Below are 16,242 nucleotides of genomic sequence, written 5' to 3'. Positions count from 1 at the left end.
GCCACGTTGCCTCAGGTTCTAGACGCCTAAGCTACAGGCCCAGTTGTCGGCGTTGAGCGCAAGCCGGGGGGCTGGCGATGCTGGGCTCGTCAACTCGTGCTGTATTGGCCCTGATGGGGCAGTTGGCCGTCAGCGACACAATGCCGCATGGACACCCCCAACGACTTCGAGAAGCGCCTCACGGACCTGGAGATCAAGGCCAGCTTCGCCGAGGACACCGTCGAGCAGCTCAATGCTGTCGTCGTGCGCCAGCAGGCGCAGATCGACCGGTTGATCCGCGAGCTCGTCGAGCTGCGCGACCGGACCTCGGCGGCCGAGCCGGGCGGGGTGCGCAGCCTGCGCGACGAGCTGCCGCCGCACTACTGAACGGCGCTGGCGGCGTGCGGTCCTACAGCGCGGTCGGCCTGCGGTCCTAGGCGGCACCGGCCTGGCGCGGGCCAGACTGCGGGCATCGTCATCCAGAGACCGCGTTGGCCGCGGCACTCGGCGCGGCTGCCGCGCGGAGCTGCCGCCCGGCGTGCCGCCTCGCCCGCCCCCGCTGCCATGATCGTCCTGCCGCTTGAAGTCGACACCACCCCACGGCTCGTGCTGGTGCGCTGGCGTGCCTGGGAAGTGCAGGTGCCGCAGTACGACGCGCCGTCCTGGCACCTCGTCGGCTGCGTGAGCGGCGAGCACAGCGTGAAGGTCTCGTCCGCGTTGGCGCAGGTCCACCCGGCCGGGGGTGGTGCGCAGTCGAAGACGGGCAGCCGGTACACGCTGTCCGGCGCCCCGGGGGACGACGAGCACGCGGCGCGGCTGTGGGCGTCGTGGCAGCGGCAGCATGGCGTCGTGGTGCTGCGCGATGTGTCGGCCGAGCTGCGGACCGGGCGACAGCCGCGCGCGGTGCGTTTGATCCGGCGCACCGCCGCGGTGGAAGACCCCGCCTCGTCGCTGCGCGGCCACCGTCAGTGGGCCAGCGCCTGAGCCGGGCCCGCCGGCGCCGTCAGGGCTCGCCGTCCCAGTAGTCCAGCCCGGCCTCGCGGCGCTGCAGCAGCCGCAGGCCGTCGCTGAACACGCCCACCTTGCCCGAGTCCGGGTACTCGCAGACCTCGGGCCGCACCTGGGTGCTGATGGACAGGTAGTGCAGCGGCGCGTCGGACGTGTTGATGAGCTGGTGCGGGTACTCGGGCCCGGGCGGGATGGTGATGACGTCACCGGCGCGCACGGGCACGCGCTCGCCCGCCACGCGCAGCGTGCCCTCGCCCTGCAGGATGATGAACATCTCCTCCTCGGCGTGGTGCAGGTGGTAGGGGCAGCTCATCTGGCCGGGCGCGACGGTGTCGACGCTGGCGCCCAGCTGGCGGGCGGCGGTGCCTTTCGTGAGGCTGGCGGCCTCGCTGTCGTACAGCGGCGCGCGCTGGAAGCGCTCGCGCGGCACGTCGTTGAAGTTGCGGATCAGCCGCTCGCGCAGCTCTGCAGGGGTGGGCATCGAAAAGCTCCTGGGACAATCGTTGAACCTGCATTCGGCAGTGGGCCGCTTGCTACTCATCGGAATGCTTGTCCAATCAACACTTTCGGCCATGGCCTCGTTCACCACGTCGGTGAACAACGCTGCACGCCCGCTGGTCTGGCGCTTCGCGCCGCTGGCGGCGTTGCTCCTTCTCGTGGGCTGGAGCCCACTTCGTCGTCGCGCCTTGCCATCAGCGCGCCTCGCCAGCCCCTCGGGCGCGCCCCACTGCCGAATCCAGGTTGAATGAACCCGCCCGTGCATCTTCCAAGCCCCACCGACGACCTGCAATCCGCAGCGCACCAGGTCCTGTCAGCAGTCTTCGGCTACACCGCCTTCCGCGGCCAGCAGGCCGAGATCGTCGAGCAGGTGGCCGCCGGCGGCGACGCGCTGGTGCTGATGCCCACCGGCGGCGGCAAGAGCCTGTGCTATCAGGTGCCGGCCATCCTGCGCCACACGCGGGGGCAGGGCGTGGCCATCGTCGTCAGCCCGCTGATCGCGCTGATGCACGACCAGGTCGGCGCGCTGGAGGAGGCCGGCGTGCACGCCGCCTTCCTGAACAGCAGCCTCACTGGCGAGGAGGCCAGCCGCGTCGAGCGCGAGATGATGAGCGGGCGCCTGACGCTGCTGTACGCCGCGCCGGAGCGGCTCACCACCCCGCGCTTCCTGGCGCAGCTGGAGAGCCTGCGCGAGCGCGGCCTGCTGAGCATGTTCGCCATCGACGAGGCGCACTGCGTCAGCCAATGGGGGCACGACTTCCGCTCGGAGTACCTGCAGCTGAGCCTGCTGCACGAGCGCTTCCCCGAGGTGCCGCGCATCGCGCTGACGGCCACGGCCGACGACCTGACGCGGGCCGACATCATCCAGCGGCTGCAGCTGCAGGATGCGCGCGTCTTCATCAGCAGCTTCGACCGGCCCAACATCCGCTACCTCATCGTCGAGAAGAACGGCTCGCCGCGCGAGCAGCTGCTGCGCTTCATCCAGGACGACCACGACGGCGAGGCCGGCGTCATCTACTGCCAGAGCCGCAAGAAGGTGGAAGAAACCGCCGAGTGGCTGAAGAGCGAGGGCATCAATGCGCTGCCCTACCACGCCGGCCTGGACGCCGACGTGCGCCGCCGCCACCAGGACCGCTTCCTGCGCGAGGAGGGCCTCGTCATCGTCGCCACCATCGCGTTCGGCATGGGCATCGACAAGCCCGACGTGCGCTTCGTCGCCCACCTGGACCTGCCCAAGAACATCGAGGCCTACTACCAGGAGACCGGCCGTGCCGGTCGCGACGGCGCGCCGGCCGAGGCGTGGATGACCTACGGCCTGGCCGACGTCGTCAACCAGCGCCGCATGATCGACGAGAGCCCGGCGGACGAGGTGTTCAAGCAGGGCCAGCGCGGCAAGCTCGATGCGCTGCTGGCGCTGTGCGAGGCGACGGACTGCCGGCGCGTGCGGCTGCTGGCGTACTTCGGTGAGCAGAGCAAGCCCTGCGGCAACTGCGACAACTGCCTGAACCCGCCGGCCACGTGGGACGCCACCGAGGCGGCGCGCAAGCTGCTCTCCTGCATCTACCGCTTCCACCAGCGCGGCCAGAGCTTCGGCGCCGGCCACCTCATCGACGTGCTGCGCGGCAAGGTGACGGACAAGACCCGGCAGCATGGCCACGACCAGCTGTCCACCTGGGGCTGCGGCGCCGACCTGTCCGAGCAGCAATGGCGCGCCGTGCTGCGCCAGCTCATCGCGCTGGGCCATGTGGCGGCCGAGGGCGAGTTCCACACGCTGGCGCTGCAGGACAGCGCGCGCGGCGTGCTCAAGGGCGAGGTGGAGATCCGGCTGCGCGAGGCCGAGGAAAAGAAGCCGCGCGGCAAGGGGGCCAAGGCCGGCCGCACGGCCAAGCCCAAGGCCGACCCGGCGCTGGGGCTGGACGCTGATGCCACCGAGCGCTTCGAGGCGCTGAAGGCCTGGCGCTCCGAGGTGGCCAAGGAGCACGGGCTGCCGGCCTACGTGATCTTCCAGAACACCACGCTGGCCGAGATGGCGCGGCAGATGCCGGCCGACCTGGCCGAGCTGGGCGAGATCAGCGGCGTGGGCGCCAAGAAGCTGGAAGCCTACGGCAGCGAGATCCTGCGCGTGCTGGGGCGTTAGCCGCCACGCCGCCGCGCCGCCGGCCTGTCCGGCTGCCGCGCAGTTCGTCCGATCCGGGCTGCAGCCCGTCGGCCGCCGGGCGACCCGCCAGCGATGGCTCCGAAGAATGCCGCGCGTCGCAACGGCATCACGGAGCTTCGCCATGGACACCTTCACCTCCGCCGGCCGGCCCAGCCGCCCGGTCGCGGCCGCTGCCGGCCTCTGGTACCTCGTCGCCGCCACGGGGCTGGCCATCTTTGCGCTGTACATCGGCGTCAGCTACGGGCGCGCCGCGCTGGGCGGGCCGCCGGGCGAATCGCGCTGGGTGGCGGGCGACGGGCTGGGCAACGCGATGCTGAGCCTGCACCTGGTCTTCGCGCTGTTGATGACCGGCATCGGCGTGCTGCAGCTCATCCCGCCGCTGCGCCGGCGCATGCCGGCCGTGCACCGCACGCTGGGCCGCGTGTTCCTTGCGGGCGCCCTGCTGGGCACCGTCAGCGGCTTCTACCTGATCTGGGTGCGCGGCACCGTGGGCGGCGTGACCATGCAGCTGGCCACCAGCCTGAACGGCGTGTTCATCGTCACCTTCGCGGCGCTGGCCTGGCGGCATGCGCGGGCGCGGCAGTTCGAGGCGCACCGGCGCTGGGCGCTGCGGCTGTTCATCGCGGCCAACGGCGTGTGGTTCTTCCGCGTCGGCTTCATGCTGTGGATGCTGATCTGGCAGGCACCCGTGGGCTTCGATCCCAAGACCTTCACCGGGCCCTTCGTGACGGCGATGAACTTCGCGCAGTTCCTGCTGCCGCTGGCGGTGCTGGAGCTCTACCTGCGCGCGCGCGGCCGGGGGCTGGTGCTGGCGCTCGCGCTGGTGCTGCTCAGCGTGGCCACGGCCGTTGGCATCTTCGGCGCGACGCTGGGCATGTGGTTGCCGCGGCTGGTCTAGCCGCGGCGCTCAGTTCAGCGTGCTGCCGGCACTGGCCAGCTGGGCGCCGTCGGCCGTCGGGTCGCGGCGGCCGGTGACCACCACGCGCGGCAGCTGCTGCACCTCGGCCACCTGGGTGCCGGCGCGCCGGCCTTCGACAACCACGCGCTCCAGCTGCACCACCGGCACGTCGTCGGCCGGCACCGTCAGCGTCATCCACGCGGCGCCGGTCAGCGCCACGAGGGCGACGAGGGCAGCGGCGCTGGCCGCCTGCAGGCGGGTGGCGACGCGGTGGCTGGTGGTGCTGATGCGGTTCATGGTGCTCTCCCGGTTTGGTGAGCGTGACTGTGCTCGCCTAGGGTTTGCCCGTCCTGGGGTTTGCGATAGGTTGTCGGATTCCGCGGATGAATTGCGGCTGGGGGCGACGAGGGCCATCGTCACGCTTGTGGGCGACGCGTGGCCGGCCTGTCACGGCTAACGCGGATACTGCGCGCGCTCATCCAAGGGAGACAGAACATGGCACGCGGCAACGACGTCCAACTGGGCGGCATCACCGACCTCAACCTGCTGGCCGACATCAAGCGCGGCTTCGTCGACGCACTGGAAGTCGTCACCTACGTGGACCGGCTGCGCAAGGTGTTGAAGACGCTCAACGGCCTGCGCCTGGGCTCGCGCGAGAGCAGCGCGCCGGCGTCGCCCTACACCGACATCGTCGCCCGCTGGCGCATCGTCCACTCGTTCCGCTGGAGCATCGTGGAGGGCAAGGACGGCGCGCCCGACCGGCTGCTGCTGTGCGTGAACTTCGATGGCGGCTGGGAGCCCTACATGCGGGTCATCTGGGACCAGCTCGGCTCCACGCTGGACCTGATGCTGTGCCACACCGAGGGCTACACGCTGTCGCGCGACTGCAGCTTCGAGACGTACGCGCGCTGGGTGCGCGAGCACGAGGTGTCGGCGGATTTCCTGTTCATCGAATCGGGCCGCACCGTCAGCGACGCCGAGTACCTGGCCAGGCTGGAGGCCGCACAGCGCGGCCGCGCCAGCGAGCTGGAGTTCAACCGCCTGCGCGCGCCGGCCTCCGGCGAGGTGCAGCCGCTGCCCACCGGGGACAAGGACCGCTTCGCGATGGCCGCGCGCGGCCTGGTGCCGCTGGCGGGGCTGTTCACGCTGCAGCGCTTCTTCGGCGCGCATGCGCCGGACCGCGCCTGCCTGCTGCGCGCCACGCACGACATCCTGTTCGAGCTGAGCGAGCTGAACACCGCCCAGCAGTTCCCCAACGACGGCGGCAAGACGCCCGGCGGCGCGCTGCGCCAGCGGCACTACGAGATGCTGCAGTGGTTCGAGCAGCCGCTGCCCGAGCCGCAGGGGCAGGCGCGCGCGCTGTCGCTGAAGCCCGGCGACCTGCAGGCCTGCATCCTGACCAAGCCGCCCGGCAACCGCGGCGGCCTGGTGCTGCTGCGCGTGGCCAACGCGGCCCAGGCGGTGGCCTGGCTGAGCACGGCGCCGGTCAACCGCGACAACGACGGCACCAGCGCCGACGGCGTCTGGCGCCAGGTGGCGCTGACGCTGGCCGGCCTGAAGGCGCTGGGCGTGCCCGCCGCGCGGCTGGAGCGCTTCCCGCAGGCCTTCAAGGAGGGCATGGCCGCGCGCGCCGGCCTGCTGGGCGACGTGCGCCACAACCACCCCACGCACTGGGCGCTGGCCCGCCACGTCAACGGCGTGGACCGCGTTGCGCCCGACAACACGCATGTGCTGGTGCAGCTGCGCTTCCCGGCCGCCGAGTCGGGCGACGCCTTCACGGCCGCCGACGAGCAGCGCCTGCGCGCGCTGGCCGACGCGCTGACCGTGGGCACCGGCCTGGCGCTGGTGGCGCTGGAGCCCATGCGCAGCAACGCGGCCGACAAGGAGCACTTCGGCTTCAAGGACGGCATCAGCCAACCCCAGCTCGCCGGGGCCGGCACGCCCGGCACCGCCTGGGACGACACCGTCAAGACCGGCGAGATCCTGCAGGGCTTCCCGACCGAGCGTGACAAGGGCTACGCCGTGCCCGAGCAGCCCGACGCGCTGCTGGACCGCGGCAGCTTCCTCGTCGTGCGCAAGCTGCGCCAGTACACCGGCCGCTTCGCCAAGCGCACCTACGAGCAGGCCAGGAAGATCGGTCTGGACCACGACCTCGTGCTCGCCAAGCTGATGGGCCGCTGGCAGGACGGCCGCGCGCTGGCCGCGCCGGCCGTGACCGGCAACGACTTCAACTACGCCAAGGACGCGCAGGGCGCCGCCTGCCCCTTCCACGCCCACATCCGCCGCGCCAACCCGCGCGACCTGGCCGGCACCGCGTTTTCCAAGAGCCGCATGCCGCGCATCCTGCGCCGCGGCATGAGCTACGGCGCGCCGGTGCATGCCGACGCGCCGGACGACGAGGACCGCGGCCTGGTCTTCATGGCCTACAACGCCCACCTGGCCGAGCAGTTCGAGGTGGTGCAGCGCTGGATCGCCGGCGGCAACGCCAGCGGCGGCTACTCGGGCCAGCCGGACCCGCTGCTGGGCGTCGTGGACGGCAGCGCCGGCCCGCGGCTGTTCCCGTTCGAGCATGCCGGCAAGCCCTACGAGGTGGACCTGGGCCCCGAGCCCTTCGTCACGCTGCAGTGGGGCGCCTACTTCTTCGTGCCGTCCATCGCCGCGCTGAAGGGCCTGCCGGGCCTGGTGGAGCTGGCCCTGCCGCTGCCGGCGCCCGTGCCGGTGCCCGAGCGCGTGCCCGACCTGCAGGACAAGGCCGCGATGCAGCTGTGGCTGGAAGACACCAACACCCGCGACCAGGCCTGGGCCTGGGTGCGCGCCCAGCCCGGCGGCGTGGTGGACACCGCCTACGGCGTGCTGGTGGGCGCGGCCGAGCGCGTCTGCGAGGTGCTGAGGAACGCCCCCGACCGCTACTCCAACAGCGGCTACGGCGAGCGCATGCACGACTCCATCGGCGTGGGCTTCCTGGGCCTGGACGACGACACCGGCCACCGCGAGCAGGCGCCGGCCATCAACGCCGCCATCGAGGCCTACAGCGAGGCGCAGTGCTACGCCACGGCCTACAAGATCGCCAAGATGGGCCTGGAGAAGCTGAAGGCCGAGGCGCGCGCGCTGCTGGACGCCTTCCCCGCCAGCCAGAAGCCCAAGGACCTGCCCGCTGACACGCCGCTGGACTTCGAGCGCCTGAGCGAAGGCGTGCTGGCCGCGCTGTGCACGGCCTGGTTCGGCCAGCCCGACGGCAAGCGCATCTGGGGCACGGAGTTCCACGCCGAAGCCTATGCCGGCGCGCCGGGTGTTGGTGCCGTGGCGCCGCGTTGCCCGCGCGACCTGTTCAAGGTGTCGCGCCACGTGTTCGGCCCCTACCCGACCGACGCCGTGAAGGCCGAGGGCCGTGCGGCGGGCCAGCGCTTCCTGGCGGCCACCCAGGCCTGGCTGGATGAGCCGGGCACGCAGCTGCCACCGCTGGCCGCCAAGATCGTCGCTGCCGCCCAGGCCGTGCCTGGCGCCACGCCCGACCTGCCGGCGCGCACGCTGGCCGGCATCATGCTGGGCTTCCCGCCCACCACGCATGCCAACCTGCTGACCGTGCTGGCCGGCTGGGTGCAGACGAGGAAGCTCTGGGAGCTGCAGCCGCTGTGGACCGAGGTGAAGCCCGACGCGGCCACCGGCATGCGGCCGTATGCCGAGGCCGTCGCGCGGCTGCGGCCCACGATGGTGGCCACGCTGAACCAGCGGCCCACGCCGTTCCAGATCTGGCGCAAGGCGCGCGTGGCGCACAAGCTCGGCCAGGTTGACGTCCAGCCGGGCCGCGTGCTGGTGGTGGGCCTGGGCTCGGCCACGCAGCAGGACCCGCTGCGCCACCACGTCGCTTTCGGCGGCGACCGGGCCGACCCCAACGGCGCGCCGCCGCACGCCTGCTCGGGCTACGGCATGGGCATGGGCGTGATGCTGGGCGTCATCGCGGCGGTGCTGGATGCCGGGGTCATGCGCTTCACGGGGGCGCCGACGGTGGTGGCGTTGGCGGTGTGAGGCGGATCCATGGCTTGGCCGCAGTTCTCTTCGCGGCGAATGCAGCGGCGCAGGTGGCGCCTCGCGATGTCCAGAAGCGCGTCGAGGACTGCGCGGAGAGCGGTTTCAGTTGGCTGGCATGCGCTCAGGGCATCGAGCGGCAGGCCTTGCCTTCGCCCGGCATTGCCCGCTCACGGCACGTGTTGTCGATCCAGACGCCCGGCCGGACCCTGAGGCTGGTGGACGAGATCGACAGCACGGGCTATCAGACGGTTGCCTACAGCTATCTCGGGCGTGTCGGTCCGGCGCAGCACCACGTCGTGCTGCGCATGCAGCATGAGAGCAGCGAGCATCTTTTGATCGACAGCCGCTCAGGACGCATGGCGCGAATGCCGGCCTATCCGGTGGTGTCACCCGATGGCCGGCACTTCGTCGCTGCATCGGCGGACCTGACGGCGGGATTCCAGCCAAATGTCATTGAAGTCTGGTCAGCTTTGTCGACGGGGTTTCGTCGCGAAGCCGTCTTCAAGCCGGTCTGGGGGCCCGACTCGGCATCGTGGACGGCGGCGGAGCGTGTCGATGTGGCCAAGATCTGCCTGCTGCCGACCGACGCCGAGCCCAAGCCCTGCGGCCACGCGCAGCTTGTGCGCGAGGGCGGCCGTTGGCGGCTGGTTGATTGAGAAGCTGGTAGGTTGGGTGAGCCACGCGAACACCAGCGCGCGTGAGGCAATCGCTGGCGTTCACTTCGGTCACCCCAACCAGCGCTCGTACCTCATCAAATGGCTCCGCTGAGCCCATCTGCGACCCTCACATCCGCGAACGCATGAAGACTCTCTACGAAGCCGGCAGCGCCATCGAAGCCCACATGCTGGTGGACCTGCTGAAGCAGGAAGGCCTCACGGCGCACATCCATGGTGAATCGCTGCATGGCGCCGTAGGCGAGATCCCGGCCAGCGGGCTGGTGCGGCTGGTGGTGGCCGACGAGGACCATGCCGCGGCCCGCGCGGTCATCGACCGCTGGGAGGCGACGCAGGTGGCGCCGACGCCCCGCGCTGCGCCCGCGCCGGCGCGCAGGTCGCGCGGCTGGGCCGGCCTGGCGCTGGGGCTGGTGATCGGCGTGGGCGCCACCTACGCGATGTACCGCGCGCCGGCGCGGTCTGACGGCGTCGACTACAACCGGGATGGCGAGCTGGACGAGAAGGTGACGTACTCGCCCAACGGCATGCCGCTCCAGCTGGAAGTGGACCGCAACCTGGATCGCAAGATCGACTACATCGCGCGCTACGACGCGCGCGGGCACCTGGAGTCCGCGGAGTCGGACGACAACTTCGACGGCGTCTTCGAGACCCGGCAGTGGCTGAAGAACGGCAACGTCGAGATGACGCTCTCCGACTCGGATGGCGATGGCTACCCCGAGCTGCGCTCGACCTTCACGCACGGCGTGCTGGACACGACGGAGACCATTAACCCGGCGAGCGGCAAGCCGCTGCGGGTGGAGCACTACACGTTGGGCGTGCTCAAGTACGCCGACGTGGACACGGACAAGGACGGCCAGCTGGACACGCGCATCACCTACACGCCGCTGGCCCAGGAGGTGTCGCGGTCCGCGCTGCCGCGCTGAGGTCAGGCGGGCGGCGCGCCTGTTGGCGTGCCGCCCGGGCCTGATGTCATGCCGGGTTGGGGCCTGCGACCCCAACGGCCCTGTTCAGCAGCTGACCTTCGCCAGGTTCTTGCCCGCCCCGGCCGCGCTGGGCAGCTTCTGCTTCACGCAGGACGCCGGCTGCAGCGTGTAGCTGTACGGGATGCCCAGCGGGAAGTTGGCGGTGGTCACCCAGTCGGTCGCGTCGCGCGACGGCGAGGACTCGCTGGGCACCCAGGTGATGCCGTAGGTCGCGAAGTCGGCCGGCGTGCGCACGTTGTTGTCGCGCAGCTGCCAGTAGCCGATGGCCGAGCTGTCGCGCGAGGTGACCGGGTTCTGCGAGTTCTCGAACCAGTTGCCCTCGATCAGCGAGTAGCCGCCCATGCGGATGTTGGCGCCCGAGGTCTTCACGCCGCTGTAGAGGTTGTTGTAGATGTGCGTGTAGCCGCCGCGCTGCAGCGGCACACGCGAGCCGATGTTCTGGTACAGGTTGTGGTGGAAGGTGATGAAGCGGTCGCTCGCGTCGCTGTCGCTGGAGCCGATCAGGCCCACCTTGTGGTGGTCGTGGATGTCGTTGTACGAGTAGGTGATGTGGTGGGCGCCGGCCTTGCTGTCGATGAGGCCGTCGAACTCCAGGTCACCGGCGCCGCTGCATTCCTTCAGGCTGCTGAACAGCGTGTTGTGGTCGATCCAGATGTAGCCGGGGTATTTGCCGCCCTGGCCTTCGATGCCGATGGCGTCGATGGAGCCCGGCAGCAGCCCGATGGTCATGTTGCGGATGATGACGTTCTGCGCACCGCCCTTGATGGCCAGGCCGAAGTTGGCCGCCGAGCCGTTGGCGCCCTCGATGGTGACGTTGCTCTTGTTCTTGACCTCGACGATGGCGCCGGCCGGCTTCTTCCACTGCGTGCAGGCGTCGGGGATGGTGCCGAAGTCGAACGTGCCGGTGTAGCGCAGCACCAGGCCGGAGCTGCCGTCGTAGGCGTTGATGGCGGCCTGCATCTGCTCGGGCGTGCTGACGGTCTGCACCGCGGCGGCGCCGCCGCCGGTCACGGTGCCGGCATAGCCGCCGCTGTGGCCGGCCGGGGCGGGCGCGGGCGTGGGTGCGGGGGACGGAGCCGGCGTGGGGGCCGGGGTGGGTGCAGGTGTTGGCGCAGGGGTGGGGGCCGGCGTCGGCGCCGGCGTGGGCGCGGGTGAGGCCGCCGGGCCCAGCGCGCATTTCTTCGTGATGCCGGGGTTGGGGTCGCTGCCGAAGGTGGCGGTCGTGCAGGCGACGTTGCCACTGAGGTTCTTGATGACCCACTTGTCCTTGATGCCGAACGACACGGCGCGCGTGCTGGTGCCGACCTTGCAGGTGCCGCCTTCGTCGGCGCACTTGGAATAGCCGGATGGCCAGTCCGCGGCGTGGGCGCCGGTGGCGGCGAGCAGCAGCGACACGGCGGCGCCGGCGGTGCGGACGACGGGCAGCGGCGGGGGCGTGATCTTCTTCATGGCGTTTGTCTCCTGTCGGGTGGCGGCGCGGATTCCATCCAGGCACGCGCAGCCTGTCCGCGACGGCGCTGCGGCGCGCGCCGGCACGGGAGCGGTGGATTGGGAAGGAAACCAGTGCCGACGTCAGGTCGCAACCGGTCGACCCGCGCTCACGGCGCGGCGACGTCAGGTCGGCGCAGCCAGGCGGCCGCGCATCGCGCTGCAACTATGAAACAGTGTTCTGAAAATGTGGATGCGCGGTTTTACGTAGCTTGCCGCGGCGACGACGCACACGTAACAGGCATTGCCAGTCGCAGCGGCGTCGGCGCTCAGCCGCCGCGCAGGTGCTGCGCGCGTGCCAGGAAGCCGGCCATGCCCATGCGCTCGAACGCGGCCTGCGCGCGGTCCAGCGCGGCGCGCCAGCCGTCGTCCAGCCGCAGCTCGGCCTCCACCAGTGCGGTGACGGCGGCCTCGTGGTCGGAGTTGCGCTGCTCGCCGGCGCCGCGGGCCAGCGCCAGGTAGTGGCGGGCCTGCGCCGCGTCGCCGGCCTGGGCGGCCAGCCGGGCGGCGGCGCGGTAGGCCATGGCGCCGCCTATCCAGTCGTGCTGGCGGCCGCGCCTGAGCGCCAGCGCGACATGCCGGCGCGCGGCCGCGATGTCGCCCTGGGTGGCCCGCATGTCGGCCAGCCAGCCGTGGTTGAAGCTGCTGTACAGGCCGCCGCCGCGCGGCGCCAGCCAGGCGGTGGCGTCCAGCACGCGCTGCGGCGCGCCGGGGTCGCCGTCCTGCATCCAGGCGCCATAGGCGCCGGCCGCATGGCCCATCGCGCAGGTGAACATGCTGCGCACCTGCGCGCCCACGCGGTGGGCCACGGCCGCGGCGGCCTGCGCGTCGGCCCAGCGGCCCTGCCACAGGAAGACGGCGGCGCGCCAGCCCTGGATGCTGGCCTCCACGGCGTGGCCGCTGCCGTCGAACGGCGCCAGCGCCTCGGCGAAGGTGGCGTGTGCCTCGTCGAAGCGGCCGCGGTCGCCCAGCACGTAGGCGCGGCAGCACAGCGAGAACGACAGACCGATGCGGTTGACGGCGCTCTTGCTGGCACGCAGGCGCTGGCGCTCGATGGCGAGGTCCAGCATGGGCGTGGCCTCGGCGTAGTTGGCGGCGGCGGCCTGCAGCTGGCCCACGGTGCCGGGCAGCTGGGCCAGCAGCGCGTGGTCGCCGCACTGCTGCGCCTTCTCGACGGCGGCACGCGCGTGGCGCAGGCTGTCGCGCGTCTCGCCCAGCGCGTAGCCCACGTAGGCCAGCCAGTACTCGGTGCGGGCGACGAGGCCGGCGTCGCCGTCGGCGGCGGCCAGCACGGCGGCGTGCTTGAGCACGCGCAGGTCGTCCTGCGACGCGTCGAACACGCAGGCCATGCCCAGGCGTTGCGCGATGGTGATCCAGCGGCGCCGGCGGGCGTCGTCGTCGGGCAGGAACTCCAGCGCGGCCAGCGCGGCGCGGAACTGCTTCTTCGCGCGGTCCAGCGCGGACGCGGCCAGCGCCTGGTCGCCCGCGGCCTCGGCATGCAGCGCGGCGGCGGGCCAGTCGTTGGCGGCCGCGGCGTGGTAGGCCAGCTGTTCGTGCAGCTGGCCCTCGGCGCCGCCGCGTGCGGCCAGCTCGGCGCGGATGTGGCGGTGCAGCGCCTGGCGCTCGTGCAGGCCGGTGGCCTCGTAGACGACGTCGCGCGTGATGCCGTGCTTGAAGCGCAGGTGGCCGGGGTGGCTGTCGGGGAAGATGAAGTCCTGCGCGGCCAGCGCCAGCACGGCCGGGTGCTGCTCGCCGCAACCCGACAGCGCCTGCAGCAGCCACACCGGGATGACGTTGCCGATGACGGCGGCCAGCCGCACCAGCCAGGCCTGCTCGGGCGGCAGCCGGCCCACGCGGGACTCCACCAGCGCCGCCAGCCAGGCCGAGCTGCTCTGGCCTTCCACCAGGCTCTCGCCGGCATCGGCCGCGGCGTGGCACAGCTCCTCGATGAACAGCGGGTTGCCGCCGGCGTGGCGCTGCACCTCGGCGGCGATGAAGGGGTCAGCCTGCGGCAGCAGGTGGTGCACCGCGCGGGCGGACTCGCACTCGGTCAGCGGCGGCAGCGTCAGCAGCTGTGCGTCGGCGTCGTGCGCGCCGGGCAGGCCGGCCGTGGTCGGCGGGCGGCTGGCGCTGAGCAGCATCAGCGGCAGGCCCGCGCGCTCGGCGCCGCTGCGCAGCCGGTGCAGCAGGCGCAGCGAGGCGTCGTCGGCCCACTGCAGGTCGTCGATGAACACCAGCTGCGGCGTGCCGCGGGCCAGTGCCAGCAGCAGCGCCAGCAGCGCGTCGGCCCGCTCCGCGGGTGCGCTGTGCTGGGCGGCGAACAGCTCGGGTGGCGCGTCGGCCATGCCGTCCATGGCGCGCAGCATCTGCAGGAAGGGCTGCAGCGGCTCGGCGCTGAGGTAGCTTTCGCAGTAGCCGCGGTGGATGCGGCAGGGCTGGTCGCCGGCGCGGCGCAGGAATTCCTCGGTGAGGCGGGTCTTGCCGACGCCGGCGCCGGCGCGCAGGCCCAGCCACACGGTGCCGCCCGCCAGCGCCCGGGCGAGGCCGGCGTCCAGCGCGGCCAGCTCGGTGCCGCGGCCGACGAACGGCGCGAGGCCGCGCCGCATGCTGGCCTCGAAGCGCCGGCCCACCGGCGCGCGGCCGAACACGCGGTAGGCGGCCAGCGGCGTCGCGCGGCCGCGCAGCTGCAGCGAGAAGCGCGGGCCGGTCTCGAAGAACTGGCTCTGCAGGCCCAGGCTCTCCTCGCTGGCGATGATCTCGTCGGCGCGTGCCGCCTCGCTGAGCCGCGCGGCGATGTTGGGTGCGTTGCCCAGCAGCTCGAAGCGGCCGCGCATCTGGTCGCCCTCATTGACGAGCACGATGCCGGCGTGGATGCCGCTGTGCAGCGTCAGGCCCTTGAAGTCGGCCGGCCGCGGCCCGGGCGGCAGCAGGCCGCGCACGGCGGCGTGAAGCTCCAGCGCGGCCTCGGTGGCACGGCGGCCGTCGTCCTCGCGCACGTCGGGATGGCCGAACACGGCCAGCATGCCGTCGCCCTGGATGCGCGCGATGACGCCGCCGTGGTGCGGAACGATGCGCTCGTACAGGTCGCGCAGCTCGCCCAGCATGGCCGCGTAGTGCTCCGCCTCCATCCACTCGGCCATCGCGGTGGAGCCGCTGAGGTCGACGAACAGCAGCGTCAGCAGCCGGCGCTGGCCCACGCTGGCGGGGGCCGCGGGTGCGGTGAAGGGGACGGGGGACTCGGTCACGGCCCGGTCATCCTAGCGCTGAGGGCCTCGGCAGGCGCCCTAGATTGACCGCGCCCGTCAGGCTTGCAGCGGGCGAAAGTCCGTTTCCGCGACGGTCCGTGGTGCGTCGGGGGGCAGGTCTTCCTCGCGCAGGCCCAGGTAGATGGGTTCGCCGTTGCGGCGATGGATGTTGATCTTGGCGTTGTAGACGCGGTGGATCAGGCCGTGCTTGTCGGCCACGTGGTACTCGCTGATGCCCCACAGACCGTCGGCGTCGCGCCGGCCCGTCAGGTAGCAGGCGATCTCGTCGACCTCGGAGCCGGCCAGCTTCAGGCCGTTCAGGCTGCGCAGCGGCGCGCGCGTGCGCTCGACGAAGTCCAGGCTGTCGATGCGCACGTCGCCGCCGGTGGCCTCGTCGTGCATCAGCGTGTTGAACTTGCCGACCAGGATCTGGCCCGGCTGCGCCTTCTCGATCATGCGCGCCAGCTCGATGGTCACCTGGCCCACCAAATAGCTGAACGAGGTCGGGTTCAGGCCCTCGGACTGATAGAACTCGTAGTGCGAACCGACGTGGAAGCAGGCGCGCAGCCGCGGCACCGACTCGGGGCGCGTGGCGCGTTCCTGCGCGAGCGCGTTGTCGGCCAGGATGAACTGCATCAGCTGGTACAGCTCGACGTTGGCCTCCACGCCGCGCATGCGGTTCCAGATGTAGAAGCCGTCGCCCGTCGTCGTGCGGGCGAAGTTGATGTTGATCTCCTGGTCCAGCAGCTTGGCGTAGGCCGCATTCACCGAGCAGGACAGGCTGTTGAGCTGCACGACCTGCTGCAGCGGCGTCAGCAGCGAGAAGCCGACGGCGTCGAACAGGATGACGGCGCGGTCCTCCACCAGGCGCACGCCGTAGCGCGCGGCGATGGCCGCGATCAGCGGCAGGCCCAGGCCCTGCTCGGGCGCGAACGGCAGCGCGATGAGGCGGGGCGCGACGCCCAGCGCCGCGCTGACGGTGTCGAAGGCCTGCGCCTGCAGGTGTTCCTGGCTGGAGAGCAGGTCGTCCAGCAGTCGCGCGCGCCGCGCCAGCTCGGCCGCCGGCAGGTCGCCGTCGCCCAGGGCGAACTCGGTCAGCATGGGGTGGGGCGCCACCAGCACGCGCAGGCCGCGCGCCTCGGGCGTCCAGCCGAAGATGAGGTTGTGGCCCAGGTTCCACAGTTCGTAGAGGGCCTGGTCCAGCAGGATGATGTTTTCGCGAAGCTGGGTCTCGCTCAGGCCTGCGGGGGCGGGGTAGGCCATGAAGCCATCCAGCCAGGAC

At 71.8% G+C, this 16,242-nt stretch carries 13 protein-coding genes; 8 read left to right on the top strand and 5 right to left on the bottom strand.

What is annotated here, in order from left to right; translation table 11 throughout:
- Positions 1 to 147 precede the first annotated feature (147 nt).
- Complete coding sequence (locus tag ACG04Q_RS04040; RefSeq protein WP_394509543.1) at positions 148 to 366, top strand: SlyX family protein; 219 nt, start codon at positions 148 to 150, stop codon at positions 364 to 366.
- Positions 367 to 543: 177 nt separating this feature from the next.
- The gene (locus ACG04Q_RS04035; protein WP_394509542.1) at positions 544 to 963 is read left to right on the top strand and encodes a hypothetical protein; all 420 of its coding nucleotides are present in this window, start codon (positions 544 to 546) and stop codon (positions 961 to 963) included.
- Between the two features lie 19 nt (positions 964 to 982).
- On the opposite strand, the gene ACG04Q_RS04030 is transcribed toward ACG04Q_RS04035, so the two are convergent.
- Positions 983 to 1,468, bottom strand: coding sequence for a cupin domain-containing protein (locus tag ACG04Q_RS04030; protein WP_394509541.1), 486 nt, complete (start codon positions 1,466 to 1,468; stop codon positions 983 to 985).
- A gap of 91 nt (positions 1,469 to 1,559) precedes the next feature.
- On the opposite strand from ACG04Q_RS04030, the gene ACG04Q_RS04025 reads away from it, so the two are divergent.
- The 3 genes from ACG04Q_RS04025 (at position 1,560) to ACG04Q_RS04015 (ending at position 4,541) form a co-directional block, all read left to right on the top strand.
- Positions 1,560 to 1,736: a hypothetical protein gene (locus ACG04Q_RS04025; RefSeq protein ID WP_394509539.1), complete on the top strand. Its 177-nt coding sequence runs from the start codon at positions 1,560 to 1,562 to the stop codon at positions 1,734 to 1,736.
- Complete coding sequence (recQ, locus tag ACG04Q_RS04020; protein WP_394509538.1) at positions 1,733 to 3,622, top strand: DNA helicase RecQ; 1,890 nt, start codon at positions 1,733 to 1,735, stop codon at positions 3,620 to 3,622. Before ACG04Q_RS04025 ends, recQ begins: the two co-directional genes overlap by 4 nt.
- Positions 3,623 to 3,764: 142 nt before the next feature.
- Positions 3,765 to 4,541: a DUF2306 domain-containing protein gene (locus ACG04Q_RS04015; protein WP_268166510.1), complete on the top strand. Its 777-nt coding sequence runs from the start codon at positions 3,765 to 3,767 to the stop codon at positions 4,539 to 4,541.
- 9 nt (positions 4,542 to 4,550) lie between these two features.
- On the opposite strand, the gene ACG04Q_RS04010 is transcribed toward ACG04Q_RS04015, so the two are convergent.
- Positions 4,551 to 4,838, bottom strand: a complete 288-nt coding sequence (locus tag ACG04Q_RS04010) for a hypothetical protein (protein WP_394509537.1) — start codon at positions 4,836 to 4,838, stop codon at positions 4,551 to 4,553.
- Between the two features lie 198 nt (positions 4,839 to 5,036).
- On the opposite strand from ACG04Q_RS04010, the gene ACG04Q_RS04005 reads away from it, so the two are divergent.
- The 3 genes from ACG04Q_RS04005 (at position 5,037) to ACG04Q_RS03995 (ending at position 10,167) form a co-directional block, all read left to right on the top strand.
- Complete coding sequence (locus ACG04Q_RS04005) at positions 5,037 to 8,567, top strand: Dyp-type peroxidase (protein WP_394509536.1); 3,531 nt, start codon at positions 5,037 to 5,039, stop codon at positions 8,565 to 8,567.
- 14 nt (positions 8,568 to 8,581) lie between these two features.
- Complete coding sequence (locus ACG04Q_RS04000) at positions 8,582 to 9,226, top strand: hypothetical protein (protein ID WP_394509535.1); 645 nt, start codon at positions 8,582 to 8,584, stop codon at positions 9,224 to 9,226.
- A gap of 143 nt (positions 9,227 to 9,369) precedes the next feature.
- Positions 9,370 to 10,167, top strand: a complete 798-nt coding sequence (locus tag ACG04Q_RS03995; RefSeq protein WP_394509534.1) for a putative signal transducing protein — start codon at positions 9,370 to 9,372, stop codon at positions 10,165 to 10,167.
- Between the two features lie 84 nt (positions 10,168 to 10,251).
- Here ACG04Q_RS03995 and ACG04Q_RS03990 read toward each other — a convergent pair whose 3' ends face one another.
- The 3 genes from ACG04Q_RS03990 to ACG04Q_RS03980 form a co-directional block, all read right to left on the bottom strand.
- Positions 10,252 to 11,676, bottom strand: a complete 1,425-nt coding sequence (locus tag ACG04Q_RS03990) for a pectate lyase family protein (RefSeq protein ID WP_394509533.1) — start codon at positions 11,674 to 11,676, stop codon at positions 10,252 to 10,254.
- Between the two features lie 308 nt (positions 11,677 to 11,984).
- A complete protein-coding gene (locus ACG04Q_RS03985) occupies positions 11,985 to 14,960 on the bottom strand; it encodes an ATP-binding protein (RefSeq protein ID WP_394509532.1) in 2,976 nt (991 codons plus the stop codon).
- 57 nt (positions 14,961 to 15,017) lie between these two features.
- Positions 15,018 to 16,223 carry a hypothetical protein gene (locus tag ACG04Q_RS03980; protein WP_394509531.1) on the bottom strand — a complete coding sequence of 402 codons (1,206 nt, stop codon included), beginning with the start codon at positions 16,221 to 16,223 and terminating at the stop codon, positions 15,018 to 15,020.
- Positions 16,224 to 16,242: the final 19 nt, after the last annotated feature.

The sequence above is a fragment of the Pelomonas lactea genome, assembly GCF_043555885.1.
In the GTDB taxonomy this organism is placed as follows: Bacteria; Pseudomonadota; Gammaproteobacteria; order Burkholderiales; family Burkholderiaceae_C; genus Pelomonas; species Pelomonas lactea.
This window is presented reverse-complemented; position numbering and strand designations above follow the sequence as displayed.

What these genes read in the sequence shown, in the direction of transcription:
- ACG04Q_RS04040 (WP_394509543.1), top strand. Translation starts at nt 148, where the DNA reads ATGGACACCCCCAACGACTTCGAGAAGCGCCTCACGGACCTGGAGATC.
- ACG04Q_RS04035 (WP_394509542.1), top strand. Translation starts at nt 544, where the DNA reads ATGATCGTCCTGCCGCTTGAAGTCGACACCACCCCACGGCTCGTGCTG.
- ACG04Q_RS04030 (WP_394509541.1), bottom strand. Translation starts at nt 1,468, where the DNA reads ATGCCCACCCCTGCAGAGCTGCGCGAGCGGCTGATCCGCAACTTCAAC.
- ACG04Q_RS04025 (WP_394509539.1), top strand. Translation starts at nt 1,560, where the DNA reads ATGGCCTCGTTCACCACGTCGGTGAACAACGCTGCACGCCCGCTGGTC.
- recQ (WP_394509538.1), top strand. Translation starts at nt 1,733, where the DNA reads ATGAACCCGCCCGTGCATCTTCCAAGCCCCACCGACGACCTGCAATCC.
- ACG04Q_RS04015 (WP_268166510.1), top strand. Translation starts at nt 3,765, where the DNA reads ATGGACACCTTCACCTCCGCCGGCCGGCCCAGCCGCCCGGTCGCGGCC.
- ACG04Q_RS04010 (WP_394509537.1), bottom strand. Translation starts at nt 4,838, where the DNA reads ATGAACCGCATCAGCACCACCAGCCACCGCGTCGCCACCCGCCTGCAG.
- ACG04Q_RS04005 (WP_394509536.1), top strand. Translation starts at nt 5,037, where the DNA reads ATGGCACGCGGCAACGACGTCCAACTGGGCGGCATCACCGACCTCAAC.
- ACG04Q_RS03995 (WP_394509534.1), top strand. Translation starts at nt 9,370, where the DNA reads ATGAAGACTCTCTACGAAGCCGGCAGCGCCATCGAAGCCCACATGCTG.
- ACG04Q_RS03990 (WP_394509533.1), bottom strand. Translation starts at nt 11,676, where the DNA reads ATGAAGAAGATCACGCCCCCGCCGCTGCCCGTCGTCCGCACCGCCGGC.
- ACG04Q_RS03980 (WP_394509531.1), bottom strand. Translation starts at nt 16,223, where the DNA reads ATGGCCTACCCCGCCCCCGCAGGCCTGAGCGAGACCCAGCTTCGCGAA.